At 54.8% G+C, this 18,080-nt stretch carries 23 protein-coding genes; 14 read left to right on the top strand and 9 right to left on the bottom strand.

Annotation, left to right across the window (positions count from 1 at the left end; translation table 11 throughout):
* Window positions 1-9 precede the first annotated feature (9 nt).
* The 3 genes from ACYX34_RS01130 (at window position 10) to ACYX34_RS01120 (ending at window position 2,443) form a co-directional block, all read left to right on the top strand.
* Complete coding sequence (locus ACYX34_RS01130) at window positions 10-1,734, top strand: ABC transporter ATP-binding protein (RefSeq protein ID WP_462074714.1); 1,725 nt, start codon at window positions 10-12, stop codon at window positions 1,732-1,734.
* A 299-nt stretch (window positions 1,735-2,033) separates the two neighbouring features.
* Window positions 2,034-2,228: a hypothetical protein gene (locus tag ACYX34_RS01125; RefSeq protein WP_462074713.1), complete on the top strand. Its 195-nt coding sequence runs from the start codon at window positions 2,034-2,036 to the stop codon at window positions 2,226-2,228.
* A gap of 5 nt (window positions 2,229-2,233) precedes the next feature.
* The gene (locus ACYX34_RS01120; protein ID WP_462074712.1) at window positions 2,234-2,443 is read left to right on the top strand and encodes a hypothetical protein; all 210 of its coding nucleotides are present in this window, start codon (window positions 2,234-2,236) and stop codon (window positions 2,441-2,443) included.
* A 143-nt stretch (window positions 2,444-2,586) separates the two neighbouring features.
* On the opposite strand, the gene ACYX34_RS01115 is transcribed toward ACYX34_RS01120, so the two are convergent.
* The 9 genes from ACYX34_RS01115 to thiS form a co-directional block, all read right to left on the bottom strand.
* Window positions 2,587-2,919, bottom strand: coding sequence for a hypothetical protein (locus ACYX34_RS01115; RefSeq protein WP_462074711.1), 333 nt, complete (start codon window positions 2,917-2,919; stop codon window positions 2,587-2,589).
* 75 nt (window positions 2,920-2,994) lie between these two features.
* A complete protein-coding gene (locus tag ACYX34_RS01110; RefSeq protein WP_462074710.1) occupies window positions 2,995-3,504 on the bottom strand; it encodes a M67 family metallopeptidase in 510 nt (169 codons plus the stop codon).
* A 243-nt stretch (window positions 3,505-3,747) separates the two neighbouring features.
* The gene (gene moeB, locus ACYX34_RS01105) at window positions 3,748-4,551 is read right to left on the bottom strand and encodes a molybdopterin-synthase adenylyltransferase MoeB (RefSeq protein WP_462074709.1); all 804 of its coding nucleotides are present in this window, start codon (window positions 4,549-4,551) and stop codon (window positions 3,748-3,750) included.
* A gap of 37 nt (window positions 4,552-4,588) precedes the next feature.
* A complete protein-coding gene (locus ACYX34_RS01100) occupies window positions 4,589-4,837 on the bottom strand; it encodes an NIL domain-containing protein (protein ID WP_462074708.1) in 249 nt (82 codons plus the stop codon).
* A 2-nt stretch (window positions 4,838-4,839) separates the two neighbouring features.
* Window positions 4,840-5,112: a MoaD/ThiS family protein gene (locus tag ACYX34_RS01095; protein WP_462074707.1), complete on the bottom strand. Its 273-nt coding sequence runs from the start codon at window positions 5,110-5,112 to the stop codon at window positions 4,840-4,842.
* Window positions 5,109-6,359 carry a threonine synthase gene (thrC, locus tag ACYX34_RS01090; RefSeq protein WP_462074706.1) on the bottom strand — a complete coding sequence of 417 codons (1,251 nt, stop codon included), beginning with the start codon at window positions 6,357-6,359 and terminating at the stop codon, window positions 5,109-5,111. Before thrC ends, ACYX34_RS01095 begins: the two co-directional genes overlap by 4 nt.
* A gap of 22 nt (window positions 6,360-6,381) precedes the next feature.
* On the bottom strand, window positions 6,382-7,200 hold the full coding sequence (locus tag ACYX34_RS01085; protein WP_462074705.1) for a HesA/MoeB/ThiF family protein: 819 nt from the start codon (window positions 7,198-7,200) through the stop codon (window positions 6,382-6,384).
* A gap of 153 nt (window positions 7,201-7,353) precedes the next feature.
* Window positions 7,354-8,283, bottom strand: a complete 930-nt coding sequence (cysK, locus tag ACYX34_RS01080) for a cysteine synthase A (RefSeq protein ID WP_462074704.1) — start codon at window positions 8,281-8,283, stop codon at window positions 7,354-7,356.
* Window positions 8,280-8,480 (bottom strand): sulfur carrier protein ThiS, encoded by a 201-nt coding sequence (thiS, locus tag ACYX34_RS01075; RefSeq protein ID WP_462074703.1) that lies wholly within the window; start codon window positions 8,478-8,480, stop codon window positions 8,280-8,282. The genes cysK and thiS overlap by 4 nt, the downstream gene beginning before the upstream one ends.
* A 269-nt stretch (window positions 8,481-8,749) precedes the next feature.
* Here thiS and ACYX34_RS01070 point away from each other — a divergent pair, with 269 nt between their 5' ends.
* From ACYX34_RS01070 to ACYX34_RS01020, 11 genes are all read left to right on the top strand, one after another.
* Window positions 8,750-9,127 carry a hypothetical protein gene (locus tag ACYX34_RS01070; protein WP_462074702.1) on the top strand — a complete coding sequence of 126 codons (378 nt, stop codon included), beginning with the start codon at window positions 8,750-8,752 and terminating at the stop codon, window positions 9,125-9,127.
* Window positions 9,124-9,687, top strand: coding sequence for a phospholipase D-like domain-containing protein (locus ACYX34_RS01065; protein ID WP_462074701.1), 564 nt, complete (start codon window positions 9,124-9,126; stop codon window positions 9,685-9,687). The genes ACYX34_RS01070 and ACYX34_RS01065 overlap by 4 nt, the downstream gene beginning before the upstream one ends.
* A gap of 49 nt (window positions 9,688-9,736) precedes the next feature.
* Window positions 9,737-11,008, top strand: a complete 1,272-nt coding sequence (locus ACYX34_RS01060) for an FAD-dependent monooxygenase (RefSeq protein ID WP_462074700.1) — start codon at window positions 9,737-9,739, stop codon at window positions 11,006-11,008.
* Between the two features lie 4 nt (window positions 11,009-11,012).
* Window positions 11,013-11,765, top strand: coding sequence for a hypothetical protein (locus ACYX34_RS01055; protein WP_462074699.1), 753 nt, complete (start codon window positions 11,013-11,015; stop codon window positions 11,763-11,765).
* Window positions 11,766-11,806: 41 nt separating this feature from the next.
* Window positions 11,807-12,517, top strand: a complete 711-nt coding sequence (locus tag ACYX34_RS01050; RefSeq protein ID WP_462074698.1) for a TPM domain-containing protein — start codon at window positions 11,807-11,809, stop codon at window positions 12,515-12,517.
* A 79-nt stretch (window positions 12,518-12,596) separates the two neighbouring features.
* Window positions 12,597-12,869: a type II toxin-antitoxin system Phd/YefM family antitoxin gene (locus ACYX34_RS01045; RefSeq protein WP_462074697.1), complete on the top strand. Its 273-nt coding sequence runs from the start codon at window positions 12,597-12,599 to the stop codon at window positions 12,867-12,869.
* A gap of 8 nt (window positions 12,870-12,877) precedes the next feature.
* Window positions 12,878-13,135 carry a type II toxin-antitoxin system RelE family toxin gene (locus tag ACYX34_RS01040; RefSeq protein ID WP_462074696.1) on the top strand — a complete coding sequence of 86 codons (258 nt, stop codon included), beginning with the start codon at window positions 12,878-12,880 and terminating at the stop codon, window positions 13,133-13,135.
* Between the two features lie 25 nt (window positions 13,136-13,160).
* Complete coding sequence (locus ACYX34_RS01035; RefSeq protein ID WP_462074695.1) at window positions 13,161-13,934, top strand: DsbA family protein; 774 nt, start codon at window positions 13,161-13,163, stop codon at window positions 13,932-13,934.
* Window positions 13,935-14,052: 118 nt separating this feature from the next.
* Complete coding sequence (locus tag ACYX34_RS01030) at window positions 14,053-15,327, top strand: toll/interleukin-1 receptor domain-containing protein (protein ID WP_462074694.1); 1,275 nt, start codon at window positions 14,053-14,055, stop codon at window positions 15,325-15,327.
* Between the two features lie 20 nt (window positions 15,328-15,347).
* Window positions 15,348-16,946: a tetratricopeptide repeat protein gene (locus tag ACYX34_RS01025; RefSeq protein ID WP_462074693.1), complete on the top strand. Its 1,599-nt coding sequence runs from the start codon at window positions 15,348-15,350 to the stop codon at window positions 16,944-16,946.
* A 158-nt stretch (window positions 16,947-17,104) separates the two neighbouring features.
* Window positions 17,105-17,839, top strand: coding sequence for an oxygen-binding di-iron domain-containing protein (locus tag ACYX34_RS01020; RefSeq protein ID WP_462074692.1), 735 nt, complete (start codon window positions 17,105-17,107; stop codon window positions 17,837-17,839).
* Window positions 17,840-18,080: the final 241 nt, after the last annotated feature.

Genomic DNA, 18,080 nt, shown 5'->3' with positions numbered 1-18,080 from the left:
GAACCGCTTGTGAAAGCTCTTCTTCGTGTCCTGCAGTACCTGCGACCCCATCGTACTCTTGCCGTTCTGACCTTGCTCTGCGCCGCCTGTGCGACGGCGATGGAGCTGGTGCCGCCTTGGGTCATCAAGGTCATTATTGATGACGTGATCCAAGCGAAGCAGGCCTCGTTGCTCCCAGGGGCGATTGGGCTTCTGGTCGGGGCCTATCTGCTCAAGAACCTGTTTGCTTCGTTGCGGATCCGACTCAATAACCAACTCGAGCAGACGGTCGTGCATGATCTTCGCCGGCACATCTTTGCCGCCCTGCAACGCCTGTCGATCACCTATTTTGAGAATCGCTCGACAGGCGAAATCATGTCCCGAGTGACCAACGACACCGAACATGTCGAACGGATCTTTATTGATGGCCTTGAGGGGATGATGACGGCGTCGTTGACTCTTGTCGGCATCACAGGACTTCTCTTCATGCTGAATTGGAAGTTGGCAGCGCTTGCGCTGCTGCCGATCCCGCTGCTCGCCCTGTCGGCCAGTTGGTTCACATCTAAAGTACACGGCTACTATCGAGAGACCCGTCAGAGTGCTGCGGAGCTGAACGGCTATCTGCAAGATGCCCTGTCCGGCATCAGGGAAACGATGGGATTTAGCCGTCAGGGTCATGAACAGGCACGGTTCGATCGGTTGAGCCAGGCCTATAGTCAGAAAAACCTGAAGGCTATGGTGCTGTGGTCGATGTATTCGCCGGGAATGATTCTCGTCGGGGCCTTCGGGACGGTTTTGATTCTCTGGTACGGAGCCGGTGAGGTAATGGACGGGCGACTGACGCTTGGCGAGTTGGTGCTGTTTCTTTCGTATTTAGCGATGTTCTATGTGCCCATCAACCAGATTCACTCAGTCAACCACATGTTGCAGCATGCGCTGGCGGCAAGTGAACGGGTCTTTGATGTGTTGGATACGATACCCGACGTGGCTGATCGTCCAGGCCTGCTCGCTCCCAGTCATCGTGCACAGGGCGAAGTGCAATTCGAGCAGGTGCAGTTCCACTATCGATCTGATGTGCCGGTTCTGAAAGGATTTTCCGCAAAGGTTTCGGCGGGAGAGCGTGTGGCGTTGGTTGGGATGAGTGGAGCTGGGAAGAGCACGCTCTTGAAACTGCTGATGCGATTTTACGACGTCACAGAGGGGGCGATTCTGATTGACGGGAAGGATCTCCGTGATCTACCGATTGCGTATCTGCGACAGCAAATCGGGTTTGTTCAGCAGGAACCCTTTCTGTTTAATGGGACAGTCAAAGATAACCTCCTGTATGGTGATTTGAACGCAGAGCAAGATCGACTCGAAGTGGCGGCGCGAGTTGCTCGAGCGCATGAGTTCATTGCTGCGTTGCCTGAAGGCTATGAGACGTGGATCGGTGAACGGGGTGTCAAACTCTCCGTTGGGCAAAAGCAGCGGGTCTCGATCGCCCGGGTATTACTGAAAGACCCACCGATCGTCATTTTTGATGAGGCGACATCCAACATTGATACGGAGACCGAGGTCAAAATTAGGGAAGCGTTGAACGAACTCACTGCTGGACGCACTACCTTCATTATTGCCCATCGCTTATCGACGTTGCATGATGTGGACAGGATTCTCGTGCTCGAAAACGGACAGTTAGTGGAAGATGGTCGGCATGAGGAGCTACTGAGCCGAGGCGGGGTGTATGCGGGTCTCTACGAAGCCCAGTTCCAGGTGTGACAGGATACTGAAAAATCCTGCCAACGTCGTTCTCACGTTGCTCAAGGCCTCGACGTACCAATCGCGTACGCCTCACCTCCTCGCTCGCTGCGTCCTTGCTGGACTGGATTTTTGAGCATCCTGTGTGGTTTCTCTGAGCAGGGCTAAGATTGGAGCCTGTCGAGTACAATGTTTTCGCTGTCTGCAGGGGCGGAGCGTGAGTGAAGTGTGAACTGGTCATCATCTCTGTGGTTGCGACACGAGAAAGAAGGCCGGTATACTTTCCCTCACTCATTCATTCACATGGAGTGTTGCATCTTATGGTGCTGGTGTACGAAAGTGATCCGCTGGACGACGAACATGCGCGTGGACGGTTTTACCACATCTGCCGAGGGCGCATCGATCGGACTCCCTTGAGTGTTCCAGAACCAGATCGACCGTACGAGTGTCAACAGTGTGGGATTGACCTCGAAGCGGAAGATTTTTTTATGGCTCTTCAGAAAGGATCGGTATAGAACGCATGGCCGGAAGCGTGGGAAGAAAAACAGTGGGGGTGTCGCGGGGGTTAATGATGCTGTGCGAAACCTGTTATGCCCAGGTTATTGCTGACAAGCTCACTGACGAAAAGAATTTTGTCGCCGACGCGGATACGCTCTTCGATACCATCTGTTGCGGATGCACCGACATTAACCGACCCCTCATCGACGATATGGCTGGCAGCGGGGAGTGATGGTGAAGCGTTGTTGGCCCTTTGATAGAACTCAGGGCCGTGAGCCTGCCGAACGGTGAAGCCTAACGCGTGAAGCGATGAAGTAGTGAGCGGGTGTGTAATGAATGGTGAAAGGCATCCGCTCAGTACAAGAATTGTCAGGCTTATCGCTCTTTACACTCCTTCCCATTGAAGTACATACAAGTCGACTCACCAGATTTGACCTTCCAGGTTTTGATCAGCGGCAGTTTGTCCTCGCCTCGCATTTCGACGACGAAATCCACAAGACCGGAGATGGGAAGCTTCTCCATGTGCGGTTTTGCGTCCTCCGGCACTTCGATATAGAACACCGTGGCACTGGTCGAGATGAGGATCTGACTCTTTTCCTTGTCGATGTAAATCACGGGACTGTAAAAACTACGGTCTTCAGCAAAGACAGGTACAGTCAATAAAAGCAGCAGCAAGAACAACGAGAGGGAGTGTTTCAATAACTTCATGAGTGGTGCTCCTCGTCTAAGCGCTAGAGGAACATTAGTATATTCGGAGATGGATGTGAACCGGAAAAATTTCGCTTAGTTGATGACAACTGCAGCGGGCATGACGCGGCCAGACTTGATCCAGTAGGTTTTCACGTCCGGTTCTGCGTTCATGAGCGAGACGATGAGATAAGCGGGGAGGGGGAGATTGATCTTGGGCCAAATCTCTTCATAGTCAGTGGCGATTTTGATATCGGTGACTGATGGGCGGGCTGGATCGTGTGGATGAGAGTGGTAAACGACTTGTAGATCGAGCCCATTGTTGCGTATGTCTTTCTTGGCAGTCGAGAAGTCTTGCATGTCCATCACGAAAGCAATCTCTGCTCGTTCTTCAGGCGAGAGCCGTTCGAGGTGCGCCACTTTGGCTGAATCGAACGACGAGAGGTTTTGCGCGCCTTCCATCGCGACGATGTTCTTAATGCGATAGAGCTTGGTAACCAAGCCGTTATGACCAGCCAGCAGCCCGCAACATTCGTACGGAGTCAGCTCCTTCGCATGGCCGATGATGTCATCAAGGATTGCTTGAGGAATAACAAGGTCTGCCATGGTTAATTCAGCCTGAAGGAGGCAAGGTGCCCAAGGAGCAGTATGCGATGAGTCTGCAAGATGGTTAAAATGACTGTCCAGCGAGGCTGCAGTAAGTGAGGGCACGAGGAGGTACAAACCAAGTTTCGCTTGAAGCGCTCGCTTCGATCACATGCGAGCGGATAAGCATTTTGACATCGCCTTCCGTACGTTGAGGGTCCGAGCGATGCGAGAACGAAGCTGGCAGTCGGTTTCAGCATCTTGCTAAATCGTGCAGCTGACCGTGTAGTCCAGGCTGAGATCCTTGATCTTTGGATTCGGTCCGCACAGAGGACAAGCCGGATCTTTGGGGCGACTGACTTTGCGGAACTTCATGTCGAGCGCGTCGTAGATCACAAGCTTATCCGCGATGGTTTCGCCGATCCCGAGAATTTCCTTGATCGCTTCCGAGGCCTGAAGAATTCCCATCGTGCCGGCTAAGACACCAAGTACACCGGCTTCTTGGCAATTTGGGACCAGCCCAGCCGGCGGTGGTTCAGGATAGAGGCAGCGATAGCAGGGGTAGCCTTGGTGCGGCTTGATCGCTGTCAGTTGACCTTCAAAGCGGAACATGCTGGCAGAGATCAGCGTTTTCTTGGCGAAGAAACAGGCGTCGTTCACCAAGAAGCGAGTCGTGAAATTATCCGAGCCATCGAGCACAATATCGTATTGTGAAATGAGAGGGATGATATTGTCGGCATCGACAAGCTGGTGATACGCATTGACCGTGATTTCAGGATTGATGGCCGAGAGCGTCTGCTTGCCGGACTCGACTTTCGGCTTTCCAAGCGTGGCGGTCGAGTGCATGATCTGCCGCTGGAGGTTGGAGAGGTCAACCACATCGCCGTCGACCAATCCGATGGTCCCAATGCCGGCCGCAGCAAGATAGAGCCCCGCTGGAGACCCCAGGCCTCCGGCACCAATCAATAAGACTTTGGCGCGCTTGAGCTTCAGTTGTCCCTTGCCACCCACATCCTGAAGAATAATGTGTCGGCTGTAACGTTGTATTTCTGACTCAGTCAATTCCATTACTCAGTCGCCTTACCCCTTTACCCTTCACTCGTCATTACTCGACTACATTCAATTCAATCGGATCGACGACGCAGCCCTTTTTACGCAGGCCTTCGACCGCACGCTCGATTTCGGCTGTTTCGCCAGAGATTTCGACATCCGCCCACCCTGTGGTATCCCGAACATCGGCACGCCTGACATCGGTCACCACATTATATTCACGCCCGATCTGATAGATGATGGGTTGCCGAATCGTATCTTCTGGAAAACGAATATGGAATCGCAAGTGTGAGACATGCGCCATGGTTAGCCTCCCGCGATCGCCGGTACGATCGAGACTTCATCGCCGGTTTTCAGGGTGGTATCTTTGCCTTTGAGGAAACGGATGTCTTCCTCGTTGACGTAGATATTGACGAACCGGCGCAGCTCTCCGCTCTCGTCGCAGAGGCGGGCTTTAATGCCGGGATAGGAGGCCTCCAGCGAATTGACCAGATCAGTGATCGAACCAGCTGCGATGTCGACCTCTCCTTGGTTCTTGGTCAACGGTCGCAGCGGAGTTGGAATACGGACTTTAATCATGAATCACCACCACCATTTTTGCCGAGTTTGAAATTTTTTTCGAAGGCGACGAGACTGGGTTGAATGCGGGTCGGCCGACCGACGGCATCGATCACCGCTTCCTGCGTCTTTAACCCATTGCCCGTAATGTAGGCGACTGTCACCTCGTTTTTCTTGATGATCCCTTGCTTGACCAGCTTCTTCAGCACACCGATCGTGACCCCACCGGCTGTCTCTGCGAAGATGCCTTCGGTCTGGGCCAGCAGCTGGATGCCTTCCACCACCTCTTCATCCGTCACCATGTCCATGGCTCCTTTGCTTTCAGCCGTGGCCTTGAGCGCGTAGTAGCCGTCCGCCGGGTTGCCGATCGCGAGTGATTTGGCGATCGTCTTCGGTTTGACAGGTTTGAAGAAGTCGCGACCGGCTTTAAATGCCGTCGAAATCGGCGAGCAGCCTTCTGCCTGGGCGCCGTTGATCTTGGTGCGTACCTCGTCGATCAACCCGACATACTTCATTTCGTGCAGGCCTTTCCAGATCTTGGTGAGGAGCGAACCTGAGGCCATCGGAATCACGACTTGATCGGGCGTCTTCCAGCCCAATTGCTCAACTGTCTCAAAAGCCAGTGTTTTTGAGCCTTCGGCATAGTAGGGACGAATATTGATATTCACAAACGCCCAGCCATGTTCAGCCGCGATCTCGCTGCACAGCCGGTTGACGTCATCATAGTTTCCTTCCACCTCAACGACGCGTGGCTTGTAGATCAGGTTGCCGAGCACTTTCGCGGCTTCAAGGTCGCCGGGAATGAAGACGTAGCAATGCAAATTCGCGGAGGCCGCGTGCGCCGACACCGAGTTAGCTAAGTTGCCTGTCGAGGCACAGGCGACAGTTTCGAACCCGAGCTCTCGTGCCCTGGTAAGGGCAACCGCCACGACGCGATCTTTAAACGACAGGGTCGGGTGATTGACAGTGTCGTTCTTAACGTAGAGTTCGTCGATCCCGAGGTACGCGCCGAGGTTCTTGGCCCGCACCAGAGGAGTGAATCCCGCATGAGGTCCTACGAAATTGGTGCCTTCGACCGGTAACAGATCGAGGTAGCGCCACATGCTGTCCGGTCCATCTTCGATCTTCTTGCGCGAAATCGTCTGCTTGATCTCGTCATAGTTGTATTTCACTTCCAGCGGACCGAAGCACATCTCGCAGACGTGGATCGCCTTGGTCGGATATTCCTTTCCGCATTCGCGGCACACCAGCGCTTTCATCTTGCTCATCGTGGCACCACCTTCTCAAATTCTATGCAGAGGGACGTACGGCACATCCCGCATAAGGGTCTCCATCGTCAAACAGCTCGGTAATCGTCGGATGTTCCCCACAGAGTGCACAATTCGGGTTGCGACGGACTTTGATTTCTCGGAATTGCGTTTTCTTGGCATCGAAGTCCAGCATACGATCGGTCAATGGTCGTCCAATGCCCAGGACTAGCTTCAAGGCTTCCGTGGCCTGGATCGTCCCGATAATGCCGGCCAAGACACCGATCACGCCGGCCTCCTGGCAGGAGGCGACGAGGCCTGGTGGCGGAGGCGTTTTGAATACGCAACGATAGCAGGCTGACTTCTTCGGGATGATGGTCGTGACACGTCCGTCGAATCGCAGGATGCCGCCATGGATGAGCGGCTTATTCGCGAAGAAGCAGGCATCGTTGATCAGAAACTTAGCCGGGAAGTTGTCGACGCCGTCGATAACCACATCGTAGTCGTTGAAGATCTTGAGCGCATTGCCGGCCGTGAGACGCTCTTCGTACATCGAGACAGAGACGTCGGGATTCAACTCCTGGATTTTTTCTTTACCTGAGAGCACCTTGGGGCGTCCTACGTCGGGAGTATGATGAAGCACCTGGCGTTGCAGATTGGTCAGGTCCACGACATCGCTGTCAATCAGGCCGATCGTCCCGACGCCCGCGGCAGCCAAATACAGTGCAGCAGGTGAACCGAGCCCACCGGCACCGACGAGCAGAATACGGGACTTGGCGATCTTCCTCTGTCCCTTGCCGCCGACCTCAGGCAACAGGATGTGCCGGCTGTAGCGATTTATTTGTTCTTCGGTGAAGTCCATGTTTCACGGATTGCTGAACATAGCCTCCAGCTTTGTTCTCGGCTTGAAGAATTCCTCAACGTACCACAGAGGGTACGCCTCCGGATTCTTCTCGCCCGCGGCCTCGCTGGAGACTAGTTTGAACAGTCTTCCTAACTCTTAAGGGGCTGATCGTCAAATATTAAAATACTTCTCAATGCTGATATAGCGCTCGCCGGTGTCGCACAGAATGGTAACGACGTTTTTGCCGGGGCCCAGTTCCTGGGCGACTTTCTGTGCAGCGAATACGTTGGCACCGGCGGAAATGCCTACCAGTAGGCCCTCCTTTTTCGAGAGCTGCTTGGCGGTCTGATAGGCCTCGTCATCTGTCACGGTGATGACGCGGTCGAGTATTTTTCGATTGAGGACCTTGGGAATAAAGCCAGCGCCAATCCCTTGAATCTTATGCGGGCCAGGATCGCCGCCGGACAACACCGGTGATGTTGCTGGTTCTACCGCGATCACCTTTACGTTCGGATTCCGCTCTTTAAAGAGCTCGCCGCATCCCGTAATGGTTCCGCCGGTGCCCACTGCCGCCACAAACGCGTCGATTGTTCCTTCGAGCGCGTCCCAGATTTCCGGTGCCGTCGTCATCTTGTGCATCGCCGGGTTGGCCGGGTTGGAGAATTGATCCGGCATGAAGTACGAAGGATTTTGGGCCAAAATACTTTCCGCTTCCTTAATGGACCCTTTCATGCCCTCCCAGGCCGGTGTCAGGACCAGCTGTGCACCATAAGAGGACAATAGGCTCGCCCGCTCCATACTCATGCTTTCCGGCATGACGAGGATCAGTTTGTATCCACGCACGGCTGCGACGAGGGCCAGTCCGATTCCCGTGTTGCCGCTGGTCGGCTCCACGATGGTTCCACCCGGTTTGAGCTTCCCTTGCCGTTCCGCCTCATTGATCATGTTGAGACAGATCCGGTCCTTGACGCTGCCTCCGGGGTTGAAAAACTCGACCTTCCCGTAGATCGTGGCGGAACCTTCTTTCGACAGACGGTTCAATCGCACAAGGGGAGTCTTGCCGATCAGCTTCGTGATATCGTGATGCAAGGTCGTGTTCACCGACCGCCTCCCATGTAGAAGAGGAACTCAAGATGGTCCCCTTCATTGAGGTGGGTCGTGGCCAGATGGTCACGATCCAGTACTTTGTCGTTTACTTCAACGGCGACCATCTGCGGTTCGATATTCTTGGCCTTGAGTAAATCGAGAACGGTTCCGCCCGGGACTTCTTCAGGCTTCCCATTGATTTTGACCTGCACGGATTCTCCCAAGTTGGCTTAGAGATTAAAGAATTTCGAAGCTAACAAAGGCAGGCGCTGCTTGTCAAGGCTCCACATGCACATGAGAGACCAGAATGTGCAAAAGGATTCATGGTCTCCCACATGGTTCATGTGTGTGAGGAGAAAATCCTGAGATGATTGCTTGACATTAGCTCTGCCTCATCGCCACTATGCCGCCTGCATGTTGCGAGAGAGAAGCTGAATGAGCGGCTTTTCTGACAAGAGCGTTCAGGACGCCATCCGTCGAGATGTGGAAAAAGAATTTTCTGTTTCGCGCCGCAGAATCAACGCCGCTGGCCGAGTCTGAAAACGAGCTGTTTCATGATACGGAACCGGCACTGGACAGCGCCGGCCTCGTGCTGGACAAGTTCCTCTCTGTGTGGGTGCAGGGAGACGGCACCGAAGAGCAGCCGTCGGCCTATACAAGTCTGTATGTGCGAACCGCGATGCTGGATGTGAGGAAACACATCAGTCTCTTGCAGCCGCTTCAAGGGCGTTCCCATCAGATCAAGCAATTGCTCACGCCGGAGCAAAAGCAGTTTCTTCGCCAATGGCTTCAGGTTCAGGCCCCACAGGCCTGGGAATCGTCAGACGATCACTTCCGCGACCTCTTCGAGCTGGAATGATCCGGCCATCACCGTTCTCCGTCTTCACGTGGTGCTGGCGGCTGGTCGCCATCTGGATACTTGCCGTTATTCTGCTTGGGCCAGGCAGAATGGTTTTAGCCGCGTCGATAGAGGTCTGGTACGGCCCGGAGGATCGGCCACTTGAACATCTTGTCCGACTGTACGATCGTGCCACACGCTATATCTATGTCGCGAGCTATGGGTTCACGTCGCCGCTCTCGGTGAAGGCATTGGTCGAGGCCTCACGACGGGGGGTCGAAGTTCGGATCCTGACGGATCGAGAACGTCTCAATGATCCAAAGCAACGAGCAGCCCTCTCCGCGTTGCGTGAAGCCGGGATCCCTATCCGGATCAATCAACATGACAGCCTCATGCATCTGAAGCAAGTTGTCGTCGATGATGAAATCAATACGAGCGGTTCGATGAATCAGACGACAAGCGGCAATCAGTACAATGACGAACGGCTGGATATCATCAGAGACCATGCAGTGACCGTGAAGGCTCGGGAAAAGTTTCTCTCGCTGTGGAAAGACCAGGAACGATTCGGGGAGTGGAAATAATAGGAGGGTTGGCGGTAAGGTGGCGTCGTATCTGCGTGGTTGAGGAACCATGGTTGAAGAAACTGACATTGCTGTTGTGGGAGCCGGTGGGGGCGGGGCCGTGCTGGCCCTTGCACTCGCACAGAAGGGGATTAAGACGATTGTTTTGGAACAGGCACCGGGACCACCGCAGGGATTACGTGGAGAAATTCTCCAGCCGAACGGGCAACAAGTACTCGATCGGTTGGGATTGCTGAATAAGCTCCCGGCTTCCTCCACGCGGACGGTGCATCAGTTTCATTTCTGCCGGGTGGGTGGTCAACGGCTTTGCACCATCGACTATCGCGACTTGCCGCCTCCGTATAATCAGGCGGTTGTGACGCTGCCGAATGTGGCGCACCATGCCATTGTGGATGCGGTCGAACGAGAGCCCTCCGTCTCGTTACGGTATCGAGCGACCTTTACGGGGTTGCTTCGTGAAAACGGACGTGTCGTCGGCTTGACCGCTAAACAGGGAGAGCAGGAGAGGACAATCAAGGCCAAGGTGGTGGTGGGGGCTGATGGAGCCTTCTCGAAAGTCCGCGAGGCTTTGCAGATTCCGGCTGATCTCTATCTGTATCCCCAAGGGTACTTGATCGCGTTGTTGGACGCGGCGATTCCAATGGCCGAGGCGAAATATTTTGTCGGGAAGCGAACGATTCTTGGTTTGTTTCCTGCCGCCGGAGACAAGGTGTATGCGTTCTACATGATCAAGACCGGTTCGTATGATCAGGTGAAGGAGCGAGGTCTTGTCGCACTGCAGAACACCTGGATCGCAATCGATCCGGCCAGTGAGCCGATATTTCGGACGTTGAGCGATTGGAAGCAGACGGCATTTTTGCCGACCGGGCGGGTTCGGACCCCGACCTGGGTAGCTGATGGGGCGGTCTTGATTGGAGATGCCGCGCATGCCATGAACCCGCACGCGTCGCAGGGCCGCATGCAGGCGATGGTGGATGCGATGACGCTGGCCGATCTTCTCCCAGAATGTCTCGCGACGAATGACTTCTCTGCCGCCACACTCAAACGCTATGAAGATTCACGACGACCTCATGTCGCGATGCTGCAGAAGTTGGCCGATGAACAGGTGCTGTTCTGGAACACCGCGAATCCAATTATTGCCTTTCTTCGGGATCGTGTCTTCAGCACATTGGACCGCAATGCGCGTCTTCGCTATCGAGTATTATCGACGACCGCCGGACTCCGCAAAGCCCCTCCGTTCGGCCTGCTGGATCGCCTGATGGCGGCGGGATTTCTGCCGGATCCCTCGTCTCGTGACATGGCAGCGGGAGGCATCCGGTAAGGACATGCAGTCAGTGGACTGGACCATCGATGGATTGCCGGAAGAGACGCAAAAACTCCTTCGGGCCTATGTGAAGGATGTGACGAAGGTTTATGGATCTGAACTGGAAGGCATCATCCTCTATGGCAGCGCGGTGCGGGGGGAGTTTCTGCCGGGCCGCTCCAATCTCAATCTTCTCTTGGTGATGTCGTCCTACGACCTTGCTGCGTTAACAAAGTATGACAGCCTTCACAAGCGATGGAGCAAGGATCAAGTGGTCGTGCCTCTGTTCCTGACCGTGGACGACATCCAATCTGCCTCAGTTGCCTTTCCGCTAGAGTACCAAGACATCCACGATTGTCGGCGGTTGCTGTGGGGGCAAGATCCCTTTGTGGGGCTCAAGATCGATGCCCGCTACTTAGCCGCAGAGGTGCTCCAGGCCCTGCGAGGAAATTTGCTCCGGCTTCGGCAGCGGCTGGTCGAGGGCCGAAGCACCGAAGAAGCCATCACCATTCTCTTGGCCCTCTCGATCACCGCACTTCTTCCGGCCTTGCGTGGCGTGCAGCGTTTGCTCGGTCGACCGGTTCTTGCTCATGGAGAGCCGTTGCTCAATGATATGGAAGCTGCTCTCTCCGTCGATCTGACCGGGTTGCGCGATGCACTGCTCCTCAAGCGGGGGCAGATTTCCCCTGGGCAGAAAGAGACTCCGCGACTGATGGATCGGTACCTCGAAGGCCTGACCAGGCTTGTGACAGCCGCAGCGGCACGGATCACGTGATTGGGTCACTTCCAAAGAATGCATGGCGTGGGATCATCTGGATGAGCTTGCTCGTCTGGATCGTCGCACCGCTTGCTCATGCCGCACTCTATGACCGGTCGAAGGAACGGGTTCAGCTTCCGAGCCCTATCGGCTATGTGAGTGACCATGCGCAGGTCGTTGAGCGAGAGTGGAAAGACCGCATCCGGTCCGTCTGCACCGATCTTGAAAAGAAGAGCGGTGTGGAGATGGTGATCGTGACGGTGCCAAGCATCAAACCGTATCCCTCTGCCAAGGAGTATGCGGATGCCCTGTACGCAAAGTGGCAGATCGGTTCGACGCAGCAGGAACATGGATTGATGGTGCTGGTCGCAGTGCAGGAGCGACAGGCCGCAATGACTTTGGGGCGTCAGATGCTGCCGGCTATCACTCCAGAAATTCGGAATAAAATCAGCCATATGTATCTTGAACCGGCCATTGAACGAGGACATTTCGGCGAAGGGTTGTACCGTACTGCCGTGGCACTGGCGACACCGGCCCAAGAAGTGAGGCTCGAAACTCCGTCACGCCGGCGCATCAAGGGTCTTGGGATTTGGATTACGCTCGGTACCACCATTGCGGTCGTAGGGTTTTTCTGGTGGCTCAGCCGTCCTGACCTTCGACATCCCTATCGGCGGATTCAGAAGGGCGAGTATTGGGGAACCGGCCAAGGCGGCTTCGGCGGAAACTGGGGCGGTTTCGGCGGCGGGACGAGCGGGGAGGGCTATCGATAGTTCGAGAGGGCTTTGCACCGCGAGTGTGAGAGCCTTATGGTTGCTTTCATCAAATTGTTCCTTCGGCTATACTCACCGCATGAAAAAGGGAAGTGTGATGACCAGGGTCAATAGTGCCGAGGTCAAGAAGCAGTTGGGACAGATTCTTGCGCGCACCGCGCGCACGAAACGTCGAATCATGGTCACAAGCCGGGGTAAGGATGTGGCGGCCGTGGTGCCCATTGAAGATGTGCAGTTGCTTGAAGAGATCGAAGATCGGTTGGATCTGGACGAGGCTCGTGCAGCATTGGCGAGTGTGAAGCGAGAAGGTACGGTCGCATGGAAAAAAATCAAACGGGACCTTAGGTTATGAGTTGAACGGTGCTCTATCAGATCGAGTTCTCTCGCCAAGCTGATCGTCAGTTCCGAAACCTGCCATCACAGATTCAACAGCGGCTCAAGTCAAGAATCGATTCCCTTGCAACAACACCGCGCCCGCATGGATCTGAAAAACTCAGCGGTGTCGATCAACTCTACCGGATTCGGGTTGGAGACTATCGCATCGTCTATGCTGTGGAAGACAATCGCCTGTTTGTCCTTGTAGTTAAAGTGGGCCATCGCCGTGAAGTATATCGTTAGTCGGACCCATAGAGGAGACCAAACAATGAAAAATCCCCATCTTGGGAGCTGCTTCCCATTGCCGCTGACCATCCTTGCAGGCCTGGCCCTGTTCGTCGCTGGTTGTTCAACAATGGCCAAGGATACCAACGGTGTCTCGACTCCGCCTCCGGATGTCGCTGATGCCGCGATTGAGCACTATATCCGAGCCCATCCGGAAGTGATTGAGCAATCGCTGCAGGCGATGGAACTCAAACGTGAGGCGGAGCAGAAGGAGCGTCAGAAAGTTGCTCTCAAGACCAAGCAGGACGAGCTGCTGCACGATCCCCTGTCACCGGTCAGCGGTAATCCGAAAGGCGAGATCACCTTGGTTGAGTTCTATGACTACCGCTGCGGCTTCTGTAAACGCGCGGCACCGGCCGTCACGGAACTGCAGAAGGTCGATCCTCGGGTACGGGTGGTCTATAAAGACTTTCCAATTCTGGGCGAACCATCCGAACTTGCAGCCAAGGCCGCGCTTGCCTCATATGCGCAAGGGAAGCACCAAGCTTTCCATGAGGCGCTGCTCGAGTCCCATGCTGATATGACGAAGGAGTCGATCTTAAAGATCGCGGCAAAGGTCAGTCTCGATGCGAAGCGCCTGGAAGCCGACATGGCCAATCCAAAGTGGCAGGTCGCCATTCAGAAGAATCGAGCCCTGGCTCGCGAGCTCGGCATCTCAGGAACTCCTGGGTTCATCGTGGGTAACGAACTGGTGCCTGGGGCGCTGGATTTGAATGGGCTGAAAGAATTAATCGCACGGGCGGGGTATGGGAAGTGAAGGAATCGAATGGAAATCCAACGGTAGGTGGAAGATCCTACATGTGTTGTATGGATAAAACAAAGATTCCTTGCTTGCCAGGTCCTTCTAAACATGATTAGGCGTGAGGAGGCTCGACATGCCTAATCCAATTGTATTTATTTCCTATTCACACGACTCGCCTGTCCACAAGGCGTGGGTCCTCAGGCTTGCGACAGACCTCCGAGCAGCTGGTATTGATACCTCACTCGATCAGTGGGATCTTGTGCCTGGTCAGGATGTAGTCCGATTTATGCAGGACGGGATTGCCAAGTCAGACCGGGTCCTTCTAGTCTGTACCGAGCAGTATGTCCATAGGTCAGAAGGAGCCTTAGGAGGTGTCGGATATGAACGCCTCATCGTTACTGCAGAAATGATTGAGGCGATCGAAACTAAGAAATTCATCCCGATTGTTCGGAACACCACGTCATCTCCAAAGATCCCGAAGCATCTCGGACCGAGGCTCTACATAGACTTTAGCAATGACGCAACATATGCCACCGAGCTGGAAAGGCTTTGTCGGGAGCTGCTTGGGCAGCCAGCTATATCCAAACCTCCGCTCGGGTCCAACCCCTTCTCTGCGCTAATACCGACGGATGTAGTGCCTGCCCGAACGGTGCTGGGTACTGGTACGTTGCCAACAGGAGAAGCGCTGCTTACTGGTAAATGGTTTGAAACCGCGCGATCGGCAGCTGAAGCTGGCATGAAGAATTTCGGTATTAAGGCAGGAATGGAGTTACGATTCGCATTGCACGAACCGGTCAACAAGTCCCAACTTGATCTTCTTACTGCCGTCCAAACGTCCGAGGTTCATACGTTCGGTTGGCCGATTGGTATCACTCTGGAGAATAGGAATGAGTACAAGCCCCGCCCTTTTGGTGATGGTATTCGAGCAGAGATTGCAGTTTCTGATGATGGCCTGTCAGGTGGTAAGTCCTATGACTACTGGGCTTTGACCAAAACTGGAGACTTTTATCTGTTGCAGGACCTCTTTGAGGATTCGAGGGATGAGGGGAAAATATTCTTCAATACGCGCATTGTTCGTGTGACGGAATCCTTAATGTTTGCCGGAAATCTCTATACGCATCTTGGCGTGCCACCCGAAACCCGTTTTAGCGTGCGAGTTACACACTTTGGACTTTCTGGACGCACGCTTGCAAGTGCGGGTAGACGCCGGCCTGTAATTTCAGGAACTTGTGTAGATGACAGGTGTGAAACCGAAACAATCATCACACTTGGCTCGCTGCGAAACTCTCTTGTTACAGATGTGCAGCGGTTGACGGCACCTCTTTTCATGTTGTTTGAGTTCACTGAGTTTGCTGAGGGTGTGTACGAAGACATTGTGCGAAGATTCGAGAATGGCGAGTCATCATGATGCTGCGGCTGTGGAGGCTGATGCGCCACCTGACCGTGCTCCTTGCGGCGTTCTTCTTCGGGTTGGTCGGGGTGCAGGCCACGCATGGCGACCCCGGGTCCCAGGTTCAGGCGACCGAGGCGGCTCAGGTGGTACTCTATGAGAACCTTGGCACTCTGCACTACCCAATTACCACGGCGGTGCCGCTTGCGCAGCGATACTTCGACCAGGGATTGCGGCTGTACTACGCGTTCAATCATCAGGAAGCCATTCGGTCTTTTCAAGAAGGCGCGCGGCTCAATCCGGACTGCGCGATGTGCTACTGGGGCATCGCGCTCTCCTACGGGCCTAACATCAATGCGCCGATGGATGCCGCGAGCGGGCGTCTCGCCTATGCCGCCATTCAGCAGGCCAGCCAGCGTGCGACAAGGGTGAGCGATCGAGAGCAAGCCCTGATCCGAGCGCTCGCGACGCGGTACGTAGCCGAGCCATCAACAGACCGGACTAAATTGGATGCCGCCTATTCACGCGCAATGGCCGATGTGGCACAGCGTATTGTGGATGACCCAGAGGTCAAGATGCTGTACGCAGAATCGTTGATGGACTTGAGCCCATGGGACTTCTGGACTGCGGATGGCAAGCCAAAGCCGAATACGACAGCGTTCTTGTCCAAGCTCGAAGAGGTCTTAGCCGCCCAGCCCGATCATCCTGGTGCGAACCATTTCTACATCCATGCGGTTGAAGCGGTTCAACCGGAACATGCACTCGCAGCTGCCGAGCGCCTCGCAGGCCTAATGCCTGGCGCAGGCCACCTGGTCCATATGCCGGGCCATATCTATATCCGAGTCGGTCGGTATGAGGACGCCATCAAGGCCAACGAGCATGCCGTGCATGCGGATGAAACTTATATTCGTGACCACAATCCAGCCGTCGGCATCTACGTGCTTGGCTATTACCCACACAACTACGATTTTCTCGCGTTCGCCGTGAGCATGATCGGTCGTGAAGCGCAGGCCATCACCGCCGCGGACAAAATCGCGGCCTTGGTACCGGAGGAGCTGGTGCATCAGCCTGAGATGGCGTTTCTCCAACATCACCAGACGCGCAAGTTGCAGATGCGTGTGCGATTCGGCCGATGGGACGAGCTGCTGAATGTGGAGGGACCGCCTGAGGATCTGCCCCATGCTCGCGCGATGTGGTTGTACGCGCACGGGCGAGCGTTGGCGGCACGTGGTCATCTCAAGGCAGCTGATGCCACCTTGGTGCAATTGCGCGCGATTGCTCAGGATCCTCACGTGAGGTCGCTGAGGCTGGAATTCAATACCTCCGGTGCCGTGCTGGAAATTGCCCTCGAAGTACTTACCGGCCACATCGCCGCAGCAAAGGGTGATCTGCCTGGCGTAATCAGTCATCTCAGGAAGGCCGCGCGACTGGAAGACGCGCTCGTCTACGGTGAGCCGCCAGAGTGGACGGTGCCCGTGAGAGAGGAGCTTGGTATCGTGTTGCTCAAGGCTGGGCGCCCAGATGAGGCTGAGCAGGTCTTTCGTGAAGATTTGAAGCGATTTCCTAAGAATCCCTGGTCTCAACAAGGTCTTGCCGAAGCCCTCTCTGTCCTGAATCGTAAAACCCAGGGCGAATGAGGAATAGAGTGGGATATCTCGTACAGATGATCTGAAGATGTCTGTAGATTTTTATTGGTTAATTTGGGTCAGGCAGTAGTCAGTTGCCTCCCTTGTACCGACTTCCCCTCGCTGGATCTTTACGTAGGATCGCATCCCCAGGTTCTTGAGGAGGTTTCATGACAAAGATCACCGAGATTGCTCCTGACCTATTCCGCATCACGACGTTCGTTGAAGCGTTTAATATTCAGTTTAGCCAGTTTTTGATGCGCGACGATCAACCGCTGTTGTTTCATACCGGTCCGCGTGCGCTATTTACAGAGATCAAGACCGCAGTGACGTCGCTCATTGATCCACAGACTTTGCGTTGGATTGGATTCAGCCATTTTGAGTCCGACGAGTGCGCGACGGTGCCGGAGTGGCAGCAACTGGCTCCGCAGTCCGAAGTCGTGTGCAGTGTGGTAGGCAAGATGGTGAGCGTCGATGATTGTCTGGCGCTTCGTCCTGCCAAAGGGATGGTGGACGGAGAAGTGCTTGAGACAGGGAGATATCGCTTCCGTTTTCTTTCTACGCCACATGTGCCTCACTGCTGGGAAGCAGGACTCTTGTTTGAGGAAACCCAACGGACGCTTCTGTGTTCTGATCTCTTTCACCAAGACGGAGATGTGGAAGCCATGACGGAGTCGGATGTTCTCGAGCGCTGTCGGAAGACGTTGGTGGACTATCAGCAAGGTCCGCTGGCGAATTATGTGCCCTATTGTTCCTTGACGGAGGCGACGCTGAACCGACTGGCGGCACTGCAACCGAAGCGGCTCGCGACTATGCACGGCTCAGTCTATGTCGGTGATGGAAGCCAGGCACTCCATGGTCTTGCCGCTGTTTGGCGGGACGTTCTTAACACACAATCTGGATAGATCCAATCAGTCCTCTCAGGAATCATATTTTTCTTGGGAATAACGCCTACCGTGGCGATACTGCGAAAGTAGAACATCCGGCCACTACGAAGCACGGAGGGCTTATGACCGGTCCGGCCAAGATCGTTGTGCGATATCAGAATGGATCGATGTTAAAGGGCTATGCCCAAGACTTCTCTCCCGGCGCCCAATATTTTCACGTGAAGGCAGAGGGAGCCAAGACATCGGCACCGCTCACGCG

The sequence above is a fragment of the Nitrospira sp. CMX1 genome, assembly GCF_054902215.1.
Note: the sequence above shows the minus strand (reverse complement) of the source record. Positions and strands in the feature narration are given on the sequence as shown.